Below are 14,388 nucleotides of genomic sequence, written 5' to 3' on the forward strand. Positions count from 1 at the left end.
TGTCCTGACGTGGATTTCACGTTCGACGAGGCTCAGAACGACCTTGCCGCACTGACTCGTGACGTGGTCGCGAAAACGGTGGACGTCGGCCACCACGCGGCACTCGACGCCCTCCCCCACCGCATCGACAGACCGCTCATGACCGCGCTCGTCGACGCCGACGTCTGGGCGGCGTCGATCCCGACCGATGCCGGCGGCAGCGGTCTGGGCATCCTGCAGGAGTGCTCTGTCGCAATCGAATTGGGGCGCGGACTGGCCGCCGTTCCGTACACCACGTCGGCGGCGACGTGCGCCGGACTTCTCGTGCGGTACGGCGGTGATCAGCGGTTCCGGACGCTCGGTTCCGATGCGGCGCAGGGGCGTTGCGTGCTCGCACCCGCCACGGCCGAGGACGCGATGGAGGCCGACGACCGGCCCACCGTCACCGCGAGAGAAGTCGACGCCGGCTGGAGCGTCTCGGGCACCAAGGTCGCCGTACCGTTCGGCGCGGTCGCCGACGCATTCCTGGTGACGGTCCGCACCGACGACGCCGATCGCATCGTGGTCGTCTCCCGTACCGAACCCGGCGTGAGTGTCGTCCCGGTGCTGGCCACCGGGGCGGACAGCCCGGCGGTCGTGCACTTCGACGACGTCGTCGTTCCGACCGATGCGTTCCTGAACGCGGCCGCGCCGGTGGACCTTCCCGGGCTGATGCGTGAGAAGTCCACCGTCCTCGTCTGCGCAGTCCAACTGGGCGTTCTCGAGCGATCGTTGGAGATGGTGTCGGCCTACGCCGCGGAGCGTCACCAGTTCGGTCGACCGATCGGGTCGTTCCAGGCCGTCGGCCAGCGCCTGGCCGACGCGTACATCGACGTGGCAGCGGCGAGGTCGACGCTGTGGCGGGCGGCGTGGACGCTCGACGACACTGCGGACGATGCAACCGAGCGCCACGAGCTGACCCTGGCAATCGGTACCGCCAAGTTCTGGGCGGCCGAGGCAGGTCACCGCGTCGCGCACACGCTGGTCCACGTGCACGGCGGCGTCGGTATCGACACGTCGCACATCGCGCACCAGTACTTCCTCGCCGCGAAACACGGCGAATTCGCCCGCGGACACGCGACCGCCTCACTGCTCGAACTGGGACGTGAACTGGTCGCAGGTGGGTCGCGGTGACGGAGGCTCCCACGACGGTGGCCGACCTGCTCGCCCCGCTGCGAGAGGTGGAGGATCGCGGAGCATCGTTCGCCGACGGTCACCTCTCCTGGCGCGAACACCTCGACCGTGCGACAACCGCTGCGGCACTGCTTCTTTCGAAGATCCCGAATGACCGGCCGCCGCACGTCGGCGTGCTTCTGCCGAACGTCTCGTGGTTGTCCGTCCTGCTCGAGGTGGCGGCGATATCACCGCTCGTCCTCGTGGCGCTCAACCCCCTGCGCACTCCCGACGCGCTCGCGGCGGACGCCGCGGTCGGCGACTGCGCGGTGATCGTGACCGACAGCCATCATCGGCATCTGTTGTCGTCGATACCGGAGCACATCGAGATCGTCGACGCACCGACTCTGTCGGAATCGACGGAGCGAGCAGGCACCGAGTACCGGCCGCGCTCGGAGGATCTGTTCGCGTTGGTCTTCACATCCGGCACCAGCGGACACCCGAAAGCCGTGCGCTGCAGTCAGGGCAAGGTCGCCGGAGTCGGCCGCGTGCTCGCCGGGCGCTTCGGTCTCGGTGCGGGCGACACCGTGTACGTGAGCATGCCGCTGTTCCACTCGAACGCCATCCTCGCCGGGTGGGCCGTCGGCGTTGCCTCGACCGGCTCGCTCGCCGTCGCCCCGAAGTTCTCTGCGTCCGGGTTCCTGCCTGACATTCGACGGTACGGAGCCACGTACGCCAACTACGTCGGCACACCGCTGTCCTACGTCCTGGCGACACCGGAACGTCCGGACGACGCGGTCAACCCCCTGCGGCACGTCTACGGCAACGAGGGTCATCCGGACGACCTGGCGGCGTTCGCCGCTCGCTTCGACGTGACGGTCACCGACGGGTACGGCTCCACCGAGGGCGGCATCGCCATCCGCCGCACCGCCGACACCCCGCCGACAGCGCTGGGTCCGGCCGGACCGGAACTGGCGGTGGTCGACCCGGAGACCGACCAACGATGCGCCACAGCTCGATTCAACTCGTCCATGCGGCTGATCAACGCCGAGGACGCGGTCGGGGAACTGGTGAACACGTCCGGACCAGGCAGCTTCACCGGGTACTACGGCAACGACGCCGCAGACGCGGAACGGATGCGCGGCGGCTGGTACCGCAGCGGCGACCTCGCGTACATCGACGCCGACGGGTTCGTGTACTTCGCAGGACGCGTAGGTGATTGGCTGCGTGTCGGCGGCGAGAACCTCGGAACACGCCCCATCGTGTCGGCGCTGCGCGCGCATCCCGCCGTTCTCGACGCGGCCGTCTACGGCATCTCGGCCGAGCGCGTCGGCGACACCGTGATGGCAGCCATCGTCTCCGACGGCACCTTGACCGCGGCGGACCTGACCGACCTGGTGCACGACACCACACGGCTGTCGGCGAGGCAACGACCCGCCTACATCCGCCTCACGGAGCGGCTCCCTCGCACCGCCACGTTCAAGACGCTGACACGCCAGCTCGCAGCGGAGGCGCTCGACACCGACGACCCCGTGTTCCACCTCACCCCGGACGGATACCGGGCGCAACAGCCCGTTTCACAACACCCCGATTCACAACAGCACGACCACAGAAAGGCTCGACCATGACAGAGACTGCGACGACCGACACGGCGAACACGGAGACCGAGGAGCCGCATCTGCTGACGGAGCTGATCGGAAACACCCTCGTGGTCACCATGAATCGTCCCCGCTCGCGCAATGCCCTGTCCGCCGAGATGACGGAGCTGATGCGTCAGGCATGGGACCGCGCCGACTCGGACCCCGACGTACGCGTGGTGGTACTGACCGGTGCAGCCGGAACCTTCTGCGCCGGCGCCGATCTCAAGGCCATGACCTCGAATCATCCGGGCGACGGGTTCGGATCCGGTAACGACATGAGCGTCATCACCGCGTTGCTCAAGGGTCGCCGGCTGTCGGTTCCGCTGATCGCCGCCGTCGAAGGTGCTGCGATCGCCGGGGGCACGGAGATCCTCCAGGCCACCGACATTCGGGTCGCGGGCGAGAGCGCCAAGTTCGGTGTGTCGGAGGCTCGGTGGGGTCTGTTCCCGCTGGGCGGGTCGGCTGTGCGACTGGTGCGTCAGATCCCCTACACGGTTGCGATGGACCTTCTGCTGACCGGTCGGCACGTGACCGCCGAGGAGGCGTTGCGGATCGGCTTGATCGGGTACGTGGTGCCGGACGGTACTGCTCTCACGAAGGCGCTCGAGATTGCCGAAACCATCTGCGCCAACGGTCCTCTCGCGGTGAAGGCCATCGTGCAGACGGTGCGGGACACCGAGGGAATGCACGAGAACGACGCGTTCGCGATCGAAGCGAAGCTCGGAATCGAGGTCTTCAAGAGCGCCGACGCCAAGGAAGGCCCGCGCGCGTTCATGGAGAAGCGCAAGCCCAACTTCACCGGCAAGTAGCGGCCGCCCCTCACCGCGCAGCGTTTTTCGGTCGCTGCGCAGTGAGGCGGCCGCGTGTCAGATCGCGCGCTCGCGGTCCTTCCAGTACGGCTCCCGGAGCTTGCGTTTGTACAACTTGCCGTTGGGATCGCGCGGCATCGTGTCGATGTAGTCGATCGTCTTGGGCCGCTTGTAGGTGGCCAGACGCTCCGCCGCGTAGTCGAGGATCTCCCGCGTCAGGGTGTCGTCACCCGTGACACCGGGCACCGTCTCGACGACGGCCTTGATCTCCTCGCCCCAATCGGCGTGCGGGATACCGAACACGGCGACGTCGGCGACCTTCGGATGCAACGTGATCTCGTTCTCGATCTCGGCCGGGTAGATGTTGACCCCACCCGAGATGATCATGTCGTTCTTCCGGTCGCACAGGAAGAGATAACCGTCCTCGTCGAGGTACCCGATGTCGCCCAGGGTGAACAGCTCGCCGATGCGCGACGCCTCGGTCTTCGCCTTGTCCTTGTAGTACTCGAACGACGAGCCGTGCATCTTCATGTACACCTGACCGTGTTCTCCCACAGCGGCTTCCGTGCCGTCGTCACGGTAGACGGCCACGGTGGAGTTGGGCCACGGAAGTCCGACCGAGCCCTGCTTGTTCATCCAGTGCTCGGCGTCGATCACCGTGCCGCCGCCCTCGGTGGCGGCGTAGTACTCGGTGACCACCGGGCCCCACCACTCGATCATCCGGCGCTTCACCTCGTTGGGGCACGGCGCCGCGCCGTGGATCATCACTCGCAGCGATCCGACGTCGTACTTCGAGCGGACCTCCTCCGGCAGCGCGAGCAGTCGGGTGAACTGGGTCGGCACCATGTGGCTGTGCGTCACCTCGAGCTGATCGATGAGGCGCAGCATCTCCTCCGGGTCCCACTTGTCCATGAGAACCACGGTGTGCCCGAGCTGGATCGAGATCGTGACGAAGTTCAGCACTGCCGTGTGATACATCGGTGAGCCGCACAGGTGAACGTGACCGTCGTGCGGTGTGATGCCGAACAATGCGAAGAAGCCCTTGGAGGCGGCCGGCACATCGTGCGGATCGGCTCCGGTCATCGGCCGGCGAACGCCCTTGGGTTTGCCGGTGGTGCCGGAGGTGTAGAGCATCGGGGCGCCCAGCGTACGGGTGTCCGGACCGGTGGCCGGCTCGTCGGACCCGAGTTCTGCGAGCGGGGTGAATCCGTCGATGTCGCCGACGCTGTACCGGAATTCGGGAGCAGGGGCGATGTCGCCTCCGGCCGCCGCGACGATCGCGGCGTCCGCGAACCGTTCGTGTGCGAACACGATCCGCGCTCCGCTGTCCTGCACGATGTAGGCGAGTTCCGGACCGGTGAGATGCCAGTTGGCGGCCACCACGTACAGCCCGATCTGCATGGCCGCGAAGTGCACGGCCACCATCTCGATGCTGTTGGGCAGCACCAGGACCACCGCGTCACCCGGCGTCAGTCCCTTGGCCTGCATACCGCGCCCGTAACGGTTGGCTGCGGCGACGATCTCGCCGTACGTCGCGGTCCGACCCGACGGGTCGACCACGGCCACCCGATCGGGGCTGTGTTGCGCGATGTTCCACAGACCGAGCACATCGCTGTCCACCCCTGCTGTGCTCACTGCAGAACCGTCCACTACCGAACCGCTCATCTCGCTCCCTCCGTCCGCCGAGCGCTGCTGCACGGCCCTGCAAACATAGAACGCGTTACAGATATTGGGCAACCGTCATCGTGATCCGACGCAACAACGACCTCGGTCCGAACTACGGCCTTGCCCATAATTCTGCAACCTGTTCTACTTCAGAGATGACCTCGACAACGGATGTCGTACCCACAGTCGATCAACCGGTGCTTCGCGCGCCGCTGCGCAACGCATTCGACTACACCCGCTCCACCGGACCCGTGCTGGGTGCGTTCTTCACCGCGCTGCGCGAGCGGCGCGCGATCGGAGTCCGCGGATCGGACGGACGGGTGCATGCGCCCCCGGTGGAATTCGATCCGACCACCTACGACGCCCTCACCGAGATCGTCGACGTCGGTGACGCGGGGACGGTCGTCTCGTGGTCGTGGCAGCCCGATCCCCCACCCGGACAACCACTGTCGGCGCCGTTCGCGTGGTGTCTGATCCAGCTCGACGGTTCCGACACGACGATGATGCATGCGCTCGACGTCCCGTCGTCGGACGCGGTGTCCACCGGCATGCGAGTGCGCGCCCGATGGGCACAGAACACCACGGGCTCCATCCGCGACATCGAATGCTTCGAACCCGAGGCCGGCGCCCCCCGTGCAAAGCCGGAGAGTAGCGACTCGCAGCTCGAACCCGTCACCGGAATCATCACCCCGGTCGACGTCACGTTCGATCACTCCGCGTCGGAGCAGGAGAGCGCATACCTGCGGGGGTTGAAGGACGGCAAGGTCATCGGCGGTCGCACGCACGCGGGCGGCAAGGTCTACGTCCCGCCGCGCACCGTGAGTCCCGCCGACGGCAAGCCCACCACCGAGCTCGTCGAGTTGTCGGACCACGGAACCGTCACCACCTACTGCATCGTCAACGTGCCGTTCCTCGGCCAGCGCATCACCCCGCCCTACATCGCGGCCTACGTACTGCTCGACGGCGCCGACATCGCGTTCCTGCACCTCGTCCTCGAATGCACGCCCGAGGAGGTCCACATGGGAATGCGAGTGCAGGCCAAGTGGAAACCGCAGGAGGAGTGGGGTCACACCCTCGAGAACATCGAGTACTTCCGTCCCTCCGGCGAACCCGACGCCGACTACGAGTCCTTCCGACACCACCTGTGAGGCATGAATCGATGAGAGAAGTTGCGGTCGTCGGCTACGCCCACGCACCCCACGAGCGTCGCACCGCCGGAACCACCAACGGCGTCGAAATGCTCGTCCCCGTGTTCCAGTCCCTCTACGACCAACTGAACATCACCAAGTCCGACATCGGGTTCTGGTGCTCCGGATCGTCGGATTACCTGGCCGGCCGGGCATTTTCGTTCATCTCCGCGATCGACTCGATCGGAGCGGTGCCACCGGTCAACGAGTCGCACGTCGAGATGGACGCGGCGTGGGCGCTCTACGAAGCATGGGTCAAGATCGCCACCGGACAGGTGGACACGGCCCTCGTCTACGGCTTCGGAAAATCGTCGGCCGGTCCGCTGACGAGCATCCTCTCGTTGCAGACCGACCCCTACGTGGTCGCGCCGCTCTGGCCCGATTCCGTCTCGATGGCCGGCATGCAGGCTCGCCTCGGTATCGAGGCGGGACGCTGGGACGAACGCGCCATGGCCGACGTGGTGGCGGACAGTCGCCGCCAGGCTGCCCAGCGACCGGGAGCGCAGCTCGCCGGTGACGACGAGCGCGGCGGCGGATACTCGACGGATCCCGATGTGCTTCTGCAACAACCGCTTCTGAACGATCCGCTACGACGCCACGACTGCGCGCCCATCACCGACGGGGCCGCCGCCATCGTCCTCGCGGCCGGCGACCGGGCACGATCGCTCGCGTCGAATCCCGCGTGGATCACCGGCATGGAGCACCGCATCGATTCGGCCGAGATCGGTGGGCGCGACCTTCTCGCGTCCCCGTCGACGTCCGCGTCCGCCGCAGCGGCGACCGGTGGTGACATGGGATTCGATCTCGCCGAGCTCCATGGCCCGTTCAGTCACCAGCAGATCATCCTGCAGGAGGCCATCGGTCTCGATTCCACCACCGTGGTCAATCCGTCCGGCGGACCGCTGAGCGGGAATCCGATGTTCTCGGCGGGTCTGGACCGCATCGGGTACGCCGCACGTCCGATCCTGGACGGGTCGGCCGGCCGCACACTCGCGCACGCAACGGCGGGGCCGCTCCTGCAACAGAACCTCGTCGCAGTCCTGGAGGCACGCGCATGACCGACAAACACCTGGCCGCCGTTCTCGGAACGGGACAGACTCGCTACGTCGCCAAACGCCTCGACGTCTCGATGGCGGCACTGTGCCGCGAAGCAATCGACCGCGCGCTCGTCGACGCCGGTGTGACCATGGCCGACATCGACGCGGTCGTCATCGGCAAGGCGCCGGACCTGTTCGAGGGCGCCATGATGCCCGAACTCGCAATGGCGGACGCACTCGGCGCCGTGGGCAAGCCGCTGCTCCGTGTGCACACGGCGGGCTCGGTGGGTGGATCCACCGCCTGCGTGGCGACCTCGCTGGTCGAAGCCGGAATCCACCGCCGCGTCCTGACGCTGGCGTGGGAGAAACAGTCCGAGTCCAACGCCATGTGGGCACTGTCGCTTCCGGTTCCCTTCACGATGCCGGTCGGCGCCGGCGCAGGTGGCTACTTCGCTCCGCACGTGCGCTCCTACATCCGCAATTCGGGTGCGCCGCTTCACATCGGCGCCATGGTGGCCGCCAAGGATCGCGTCTGCGGCAGCAGGAATCCGTTGTCACACCTGCAGCAGCCCGAGGCCACCGTCGACAAGGTGATGGCGTCGCAGATGCTGTGGGACCCGATCCGGTACGACGAGACCTGCCCGTCCTCGGACGGCGCGTGTGCCATGGTCATCGGCGACGACGCCGCCGCGCAGGACGTACTCGATTCCGGCCGCAAGGTCGCGTGGATCCACGCGACCGCCATGCGGACGGAACCGACGACGTACTCCGGGCGTGACCAGGTCAACCCACAGGCCGGCCGGGACGCGTCGGCGGCGTTGTGGAAGGCCGCAGGCATCACCTCACCGATCGACGAGATCGACGTCATGGAGATCTACGTACCCTTCTCCTGGTTCGAGCCCATGTGGCTCGAGAACCTCGGATTCGCGGAACAGGGCTCGGGGTGGAAGCTCACCGAGTCCGGTGCCACGGGGCCGGACGGCTCGCTGCCGGTCAATCCGTCCGGCGGCGTGCTGTGTTCCAACCCCATCGGCGCGTCCGGCATGATCCGGTTCGCCGAATCTGCGCGCCAGGTCATGGACCGTGCCGACGATCACCAGGTCGCCGGAGCCAAGAAGGCTCTCGGACACGCCTACGGCGGTGGGTCGCAGTACTTCTCGATGTGGGTGGTCGGATCCGACCGACCCGCCACAGCTGTCTCCTCCTGAAGTCCCCACCCACTCGAAAGGTCCAGCATGGGAACGCCCGTCATCGTCGAGGCAGTCAGAACACCGATCACCAAACGTCGAGGCGGCATGTCCGGCCTCCACGCCACCGAGATCCTCGGACGTGTCCAACGCGGCATCGTCGACCGCGCCGGAATCGACCCGGCACTCGTCGAGCAGGTCTCCGGGGGTTGTGTCACCCAGGTCGGCGAGCAGGGCAACAACGTCACCCGCACTGCATGGCTGCACGCCGGACTACCCTGGACCACAGGCTGTTTCACCGTCGACGCCCAGTGCGGCTCGGCGCAGCAGGGTACGCACCTCATCGCCGGTCTCATCGCCACCGGCGCCATCGAGATCGGAATCTCCTGCGGAATCGAGTCGATGACACGAGTTCCCATGGGCTCCAACGTCGGTGAGAACGCCGGTCCTCGCCGGCCGGAGTCGTGGAACATCGACCTACCGAACCAGTTCGAAGCCGCCGAGCGTATCGCCCGCCGCCGCGGTCTCACGCGCGCCGACCTCGATGCCTTCGGACTCCGTTCGCAGCGCCTGGCCCAACAAGCATGGGCCGAAGGACGTTTCGACCGTGAGGTGCTGCCGGTCGAGGCTCCGGCGCTCGACGAGAACAAGAACCCGACGTCCGAGATGGTCACCGTGTCACGCGACGAAGGACTCCGCGAGACCACGGCGGAGGGACTGGCCAATCTGAAGCCGATCATGGACGGCGGTGTGCACACTGCGGGCACGTCGTCGCAGATCTCGGACGGCGCCGCCGCGGTGATGCTGATGGATCTCGACCGGGCGAAGGAGCTGGGGTTGACTCCGCGCGCTCGCATCGTCGCGCAGTGCCTCGTCGGAGCCGAACCCGAGTTCCATCTCGACGGTCCCGTGCAGTCCACCCAGCGGGTGCTCGAGCGCGCGGGGATGAAGATCGGCGATCTGGACCTGTTCGAGGTCAACGAGGCCTTCGCGTCGGTTCCCCTGTCGTGGAACCAGGTTCACCAGCCCGACTGGGACCTGGTCAACGTCAACGGGGGCGCCATGGCTCTGGGCCACCCGGTGGGCAGCACGGGCGCACGGTTGATCACCACCGCGCTGCACGAGCTCGAGCGTCGTGGCGGTTCCACCGCGTTGATCTCCATGTGTGCCGGCGGCGCCCTGTCGACCGGCACGATCATCGAACGAATCTGACGGTCGGTCAGAGCCAGGTGTCGGTGGACGCGGTGGTCAGGAAGTCCTGAAGATCACCGCGCCATCCGGCCGGCGTGTGCCGTCCCGGCTCCACCGCGGTGTACTGACCTCGGTAGAACAGCAACGGGCGGCCACCGGAGGTGTCCGTCATCGCGTGGACGCGGCCGATCACGATCACGTGGTCGCCGCCGTCCGCCGTGCGTTCGACCGTGCAGTCGATGTGAGCGAGGGCGCCGCCGAGTGCCGGTGATCCGAGGTCGGTGGGCGACCAGTCGACGCCGGCAAACTTGTCGGGCTCGGGAGATCCGAATCGCGCGCACAGAGACTGCTGTTCCTCGGCGAGGACATTGACGCAGAAATGACCCGTGCGCTCGATCGCCGCCCAGGACCGCGATTTCGCTCCCGGGCAGAACATGATCAGCGGCGGATCGAGCGACAGGGCCGAGAAGGACTGGCACGCGAAACCCACCGGGTTGCCGTCGTCGACGGTGGCGATGATCGTGATGCCGGTGCAGAACCGACCGAGGACCGATCGGAAGGTCCTCGGGTCGATGTCTGCTGTCATCCGCGGCTGAGGCTGAAGTCGTGGCCCCACAGGCTCACGGCCGTCGACTCGCGAGCAGTCCACTGATCGTCGTCCACTTGCCTGCCCTCGCAACCGAATTCGATGTCGAAGCCGCCGGGCGTCTTCATGTAGAACGAGAGCATCAGATCGTTGACGTGCCGACCGAGCGTGGCCGACATCGGCACCTTCTTGCGCAGCGCACGGTCGAGGCCGAGTCCTACGTCGTCGGAGTTCTCGACCTCGATCATCAGGTGCACGATGCCGCTGCTGGTCGGCATCGGCAGGAACGCCAGGGAGTGATGGCGCGGATTGCATCCGAAGAAGCGCAACCACGGCGTGGGTCCGTCGGCTGGACGGCCGAGCGCCTGCGGCGGCAGCCGCATCGAGTCACGTAGCCGGAACCCGAGGACGTCTCGATAGAACGTCAGGGACGCCTCGTCGTCGTCGGTCGACAGAACCACGTGGCCGAGACCCTGCTCCCCGGTGACGAACCGGTGACCGTACGGACTGACGAGGCGGCGATGCTCGAGCGCGGCTCCGTGGAACGCCTCGAGCACGTTGCCCGACGGATCCTCGAAACTGATCAGTTCGTCGACACGACGGTCGGCGAGCACCTCGGATGTGGCTTCCTTGTAGGGCACTCCGGCGTCGTCGAGCCGGCGTCGAACGTCTTGCAGTTCGGCCTTGTTCGCCGTTTCCCACCCGGACTGCACGAGGCGATCCCTCTCGCCGGGAACGATGACGAGGCGGGCCGGAAAATCGTCCATCCGCAGATACAGCGCACCGGGTACGGAGCCCTTGCCCTCGACCATGCCCAGAACCTTCAGACCGTACTGACGCCATGCGTCCATGTCGGTGGCCTCGATACGGAGGTACCCGAGGGAGGAGATGGTCATCGCTTGCCTTCCAGGTAGTTCAGGGTGAGAGCGTTGAACTCGTCGGTCTTCTCGATCATGGCCCAGTGCCCGCACCCGCCGAACACGTGCAGTTGCGCCTTCGGAATGGTCTTGAGCGCCACCATCGCACCGTCGAGCGGGTTGACGCGATCTTCGCGACCCCAGACGAGCAGCACGTGCGAGCGGAGGTTGTGTAGCTCACGCCACAGCATCCCCTTCTCCCAGTCCGGTCCGGCGAACGACGCGCCCATCGCTGCCATGGCACCCAGCGACTCGGGCGTCGACGCGATGGCGAAGCGCTCGTCGATCAGGTCGTCGGTCACGATCTTCTGATCGAAAACCATGGTGCGGACGAACTTCTCGAGCTTCTCGCGGGTGGGATTGCGCACGAAGGAGCCGAGTTCGCGCACGCCTTCGGTCGGATCGGCGTGGAACAGGTTGAGGCCGACGCCGCCCGGACCCATGAGCACCAGGGCGCCGGCCCGTTCCGGGTACGACAGCGCGAACCGCACGGCGACACCGCCGCCGAGCGAGTTGCCGACGATGTGCACGCGCTCGATCTCGAGCACGTCGAGCAGATCACGCAGCGCATCGGCACTGTGCGAGAAGTACTGCGGGTGTTTCGTGGGCTTGTCGGAGAGCCCGAAGCCCGGTTGATCCACGGCCAGAACGTGATACCGCTCGGCCAGGACGTCGATGTTCTTCCGGAAATTCGACCAGGCCGACGCGCCCGGCCCGCCGCCGTGCAGGAGCACCACGGTCTGCGCGTCCGCTTGTCCCGCCTCGTGCAGGTGCAGCGTCAGATCCTCCCGCACCTTCACGTAGCGCGACGTGGACTCGTGCGTACTGCCTGCCTTCTCGGCCACGGCTGTCATCGACGCCCGCCTCAGACCATCGTGTCGGTGATGGGCAGGCCGAACTGGCCCGAACCGTACATCGTGTAGGCCCGCTCGGGATCGTTGGCCGCGTGGACCCGGCCCGCGTGCGCGTCACGCCAGAACCGTTGCAGCGGAGCGTGATCCTCCAGCGCCGTAGCTCCCGCGCTCTCGAAAAGCAGGTCGATGCTCGCCACCGCGCGACCGGTGGCACGCACCTGATCTCGACGCGTACGCAGGCGCAGATCCATGGACACCTCGCCGCCTCTGCGAATGATGTCGTATTCCTCGCGGATGTTGCCGGAGAGCTGACGCCACGCCGCGTCGATGTCGCTGGCCGCCTCGGCGAGACGGACCTTGGCGAACGGATCGTCCTTGCCCTTCTCCCCGGCAAAGGCCGCACGCACTCGGGCGCCCTGATGGGCGACGTGCGCGTCGTAGGCGCCGTACGCCATGCCGACGATCGGCGCCGAGATGGTGGTGGGATGCATGCTTCCCCAGGGCATCTTGTACACGGGGGCGGTGTTCTTCTCGAGACCCGGCGCGGTGAGGCCGCTCATGTCCCGGAAACTCAGGGCGCGGTGGCGCGGAACGAAAGCGTCCTTGACCACGACGGTGTTCGATCCCGTTCCGCGGAGTCCGACCACGCGCCACACGTCGTCGATCCGGTAGTCCTCGCGGGGGATCAGGAAGCTCACGAAATCGACGGGGCGACCGTCCTTGATGACGGGACCGCCGAGCACCGCCCAGTCCGCGTGGTCGCAGCCCGAGGACCACTGCCACGCACCGTTGACGGTGTAGCCGCCGTCGACGACCACTCCGGCGCCCATCGGGGCGTACGACGAGGAGATGCGGACATCGGTGTCGTTACCCCACACGTCGTTCTGCGCTTCTTCGGAGAACAGCGCCATGTGCCAGTTGTGGACGCCGATGATGGACGACACCCACCCCGTGGAACCGCAAGCGGAACCGATCTTGCGCACGGTGTCGAAGAAGACTTCCGGATCGGCCTCGAACCCGTTCCACCGGGACGGTTGCAGCAGACGGAAGAACCCGGCCTCCTGCAGCTCCTTGATGTTCTCGGCGGGAATGCGCCGTGCAGCCTCGGTGTCGCCTGCACGATCGCGTAGTCCTGGCAGAAGTGCCTCCACCGCCGCAACGACGGACTGCGGATCCTTCTCGCTCATCTCGACTCCTGTTCGATGTACGGGGCCCGGCTCGAGGCGGCATGCCCTCGTTGCGGTTTAGTATAACGTGTTCCAGTTTTACCCGATAGTGCGGTTTTTCTCGTCACGCCGCCTCGACCCTTCAGGGAGCACAGGAATGCCCATCGATCCCCACGTCGCCGTCGGTGCCGAACTACCGCCGGTCGAGTTCTCCTGGACCGAGTCGGACGTCCTCCTCTACCACCTAGCAGTGGGCGCCGGGCGAGCAAGCACCGACCGCGACGAACTGCGATGGGTCACGGAAGGCGGCGACCGCGTGCTGCCGACGTTCGCCACCGTCGCCGCCACGTTCCACGCCGACGAGCCGCCGCGGGTGTCGTTTCCCGGAGTCGACATCGACCTCGCCGCCGTCGTGCACGGGTCGCAGCAGGTAGAGGTCCACGCGCCGATCCCGCGCTCCGGCGCCGGCGTCACCGTCACCCGCATCGCCGAGGTGATGGACAAGGGCTCGGCGGCGGTCATCGTGCAGGAGTCGACGACGACCACACCCGACGGCGCACCCCTGTGGACCGCGCGGTCGTCCATCTTCGCCAAGGGCGAAGGAGGTTTCGGCGGAGAGCGCGGCACCTCCCGTCCGGCGTGGACGCCCGATCGCGAACCCGACCACACGGTGGAAGTCCCGACCTTGCCCCAGCAGGCATTGCTCTACCGGTTGTGCGGCGACCGGAACCCGTTGCACTCGGACCCCGACTTCGCCGCTCGCGCCGGCTACGACGCACCGATCCTCCACGGCCTGTGCACGTACGGCATCACGTGCAAGGCCGTCTCCGACACGTTCTCCGATGCCGGCGCGGTGGAGTCCTTCGAGGCGAAGTTCGCCGGCATTCTGACTCCCGGTGAGACCCTCCGGATTCGCCTGTGGCGCAACGGATCCACTGTTCACGGACAGGTCACGTCCGTGGAGCGGGCCGACGCGCCCGTGCTGTCCGGCGTGTCGGCCCGCTTGTCGAACTAGCTG

The 14,388-nt window shown here is 67.0% G+C and carries 13 protein-coding genes; 8 read left to right on the forward strand and 5 right to left on the reverse strand.

Annotated elements, in window-relative coordinates:
• Positions 1-9: 9 nt before the first annotated feature.
• Genes AC59JP_RS09555 through AC59JP_RS09565 form a run of 3 tightly spaced genes read left to right on the forward strand, consistent with a single transcriptional unit; the run spans position 10 to position 3,580 of the window.
• Positions 10-1,152, forward strand: coding sequence for an acyl-CoA dehydrogenase family protein (locus AC59JP_RS09555; RefSeq protein WP_497325517.1), 1,143 nt, complete (start codon positions 10-12; stop codon positions 1,150-1,152).
• Positions 1,149-2,759: an AMP-binding protein gene (locus AC59JP_RS09560; RefSeq protein WP_497325518.1), complete on the forward strand. Its 1,611-nt coding sequence runs from the start codon at positions 1,149-1,151 to the stop codon at positions 2,757-2,759. Before AC59JP_RS09555 ends, AC59JP_RS09560 begins: the two co-directional genes overlap by 4 nt.
• Positions 2,756-3,580, forward strand: a complete 825-nt coding sequence (locus AC59JP_RS09565; RefSeq protein ID WP_497325519.1) for a crotonase/enoyl-CoA hydratase family protein — start codon at positions 2,756-2,758, stop codon at positions 3,578-3,580. Before AC59JP_RS09560 ends, AC59JP_RS09565 begins: the two co-directional genes overlap by 4 nt.
• 57 nt (positions 3,581-3,637) lie before the next feature.
• On the opposite strand, the gene AC59JP_RS09570 is transcribed toward AC59JP_RS09565, so the two are convergent.
• The gene (locus tag AC59JP_RS09570) at positions 3,638-5,245 is read right to left on the reverse strand and encodes an acyl-CoA synthetase (RefSeq protein ID WP_497325520.1); all 1,608 of its coding nucleotides are present in this window, start codon (positions 5,243-5,245) and stop codon (positions 3,638-3,640) included.
• 155 nt (positions 5,246-5,400) lie between these two features.
• On the opposite strand from AC59JP_RS09570, the gene AC59JP_RS09575 reads away from it, so the two are divergent.
• From AC59JP_RS09575 to AC59JP_RS09590, 4 genes are read left to right on the forward strand one after another with little or no spacing between them, the layout of a single operon-like run.
• A complete protein-coding gene (locus AC59JP_RS09575; protein WP_497325521.1) occupies positions 5,401-6,393 on the forward strand; it encodes a Zn-ribbon domain-containing OB-fold protein in 993 nt (330 codons plus the stop codon).
• Positions 6,394-6,404: 11 nt separating this feature from the next.
• The gene (locus AC59JP_RS09580) at positions 6,405-7,490 is read left to right on the forward strand and encodes a thiolase family protein (protein ID WP_497325522.1); all 1,086 of its coding nucleotides are present in this window, start codon (positions 6,405-6,407) and stop codon (positions 7,488-7,490) included.
• Positions 7,487-8,677, forward strand: a complete 1,191-nt coding sequence (locus AC59JP_RS09585; protein ID WP_497325523.1) for a thiolase family protein — start codon at positions 7,487-7,489, stop codon at positions 8,675-8,677. Before AC59JP_RS09580 ends, AC59JP_RS09585 begins: the two co-directional genes overlap by 4 nt.
• A gap of 27 nt (positions 8,678-8,704) precedes the next feature.
• A complete protein-coding gene (locus AC59JP_RS09590) occupies positions 8,705-9,868 on the forward strand; it encodes a steroid 3-ketoacyl-CoA thiolase (RefSeq protein WP_497325524.1) in 1,164 nt (387 codons plus the stop codon).
• A gap of 7 nt (positions 9,869-9,875) precedes the next feature.
• Here the strand turns inward: AC59JP_RS09590 and hsaB are convergent, their stop codons facing one another.
• From hsaB to hsaA, 4 genes are read right to left on the reverse strand one after another with little or no spacing between them, the layout of a single operon-like run.
• On the reverse strand, positions 9,876-10,433 hold the full coding sequence (hsaB, locus tag AC59JP_RS09595) for a 3-hydroxy-9,10-secoandrosta-1,3,5(10)-triene-9,17-dione monooxygenase reductase subunit (RefSeq protein ID WP_497325525.1): 558 nt from the start codon (positions 10,431-10,433) through the stop codon (positions 9,876-9,878).
• The gene (gene hsaC / locus AC59JP_RS09600) at positions 10,430-11,329 is read right to left on the reverse strand and encodes an iron-dependent extradiol dioxygenase HsaC (RefSeq protein ID WP_497325526.1); all 900 of its coding nucleotides are present in this window, start codon (positions 11,327-11,329) and stop codon (positions 10,430-10,432) included. The genes hsaB and hsaC overlap by 4 nt, the downstream gene beginning before the upstream one ends.
• Complete coding sequence (gene hsaD / locus AC59JP_RS09605) at positions 11,326-12,204, reverse strand: 4,5:9,10-diseco-3-hydroxy-5,9,17-trioxoandrosta-1(10),2-diene-4-oate hydrolase (RefSeq protein ID WP_497325527.1); 879 nt, start codon at positions 12,202-12,204, stop codon at positions 11,326-11,328. The genes hsaC and hsaD overlap by 4 nt, the downstream gene beginning before the upstream one ends.
• Positions 12,205-12,215: 11 nt before the next feature.
• The gene (hsaA, locus tag AC59JP_RS09610) at positions 12,216-13,391 is read right to left on the reverse strand and encodes a 3-hydroxy-9,10-secoandrosta-1,3,5(10)-triene-9,17-dione monooxygenase oxygenase subunit (RefSeq protein ID WP_497325528.1); all 1,176 of its coding nucleotides are present in this window, start codon (positions 13,389-13,391) and stop codon (positions 12,216-12,218) included.
• A 136-nt stretch (positions 13,392-13,527) separates the two neighbouring features.
• On the opposite strand from hsaA, the gene chsH3 reads away from it, so the two are divergent.
• Positions 13,528-14,385, forward strand: coding sequence for an enoyl-CoA hydratase ChsH3 (gene chsH3, locus AC59JP_RS09615; RefSeq protein ID WP_497325529.1), 858 nt, complete (start codon positions 13,528-13,530; stop codon positions 14,383-14,385).
• The last annotated feature ends 3 nt before the right edge of the window (positions 14,386-14,388 follow it).

It is taken from the genome of Rhodococcus sp. 320_ES (assembly GCF_059691855.1).

Bases quoted from the DNA above. Each gene is read 5' to 3' on its own strand.
- AC59JP_RS09575 (WP_497325521.1), top strand. From the start codon at position 5,401: ATGACCTCGACAACGGATGTCGTACCCACAGTCGATCAACCGGTGCTT.
- hsaB (WP_497325525.1), bottom strand. From the start codon at position 10,433: ATGACAGCAGACATCGACCCGAGGACCTTCCGATCGGTCCTCGGTCGG.
- AC59JP_RS09565 (WP_497325519.1), top strand. From the start codon at position 2,756: ATGACAGAGACTGCGACGACCGACACGGCGAACACGGAGACCGAGGAG.
- hsaA (WP_497325528.1), bottom strand. From the start codon at position 13,391: ATGAGCGAGAAGGATCCGCAGTCCGTCGTTGCGGCGGTGGAGGCACTT.
- AC59JP_RS09585 (WP_497325523.1), top strand. From the start codon at position 7,487: ATGACCGACAAACACCTGGCCGCCGTTCTCGGAACGGGACAGACTCGC.
- AC59JP_RS09590 (WP_497325524.1), top strand. From the start codon at position 8,705: ATGGGAACGCCCGTCATCGTCGAGGCAGTCAGAACACCGATCACCAAA.
- hsaC (WP_497325526.1), bottom strand. From the start codon at position 11,329: ATGACCATCTCCTCCCTCGGGTACCTCCGTATCGAGGCCACCGACATG.
- chsH3 (WP_497325529.1), top strand. From the start codon at position 13,528: ATGCCCATCGATCCCCACGTCGCCGTCGGTGCCGAACTACCGCCGGTC.
- AC59JP_RS09570 (WP_497325520.1), bottom strand. From the start codon at position 5,245: ATGAGCGGTTCGGTAGTGGACGGTTCTGCAGTGAGCACAGCAGGGGTG.
- AC59JP_RS09580 (WP_497325522.1), top strand. From the start codon at position 6,405: ATGAGAGAAGTTGCGGTCGTCGGCTACGCCCACGCACCCCACGAGCGT.
- hsaD (WP_497325527.1), bottom strand. From the start codon at position 12,204: ATGACAGCCGTGGCCGAGAAGGCAGGCAGTACGCACGAGTCCACGTCG.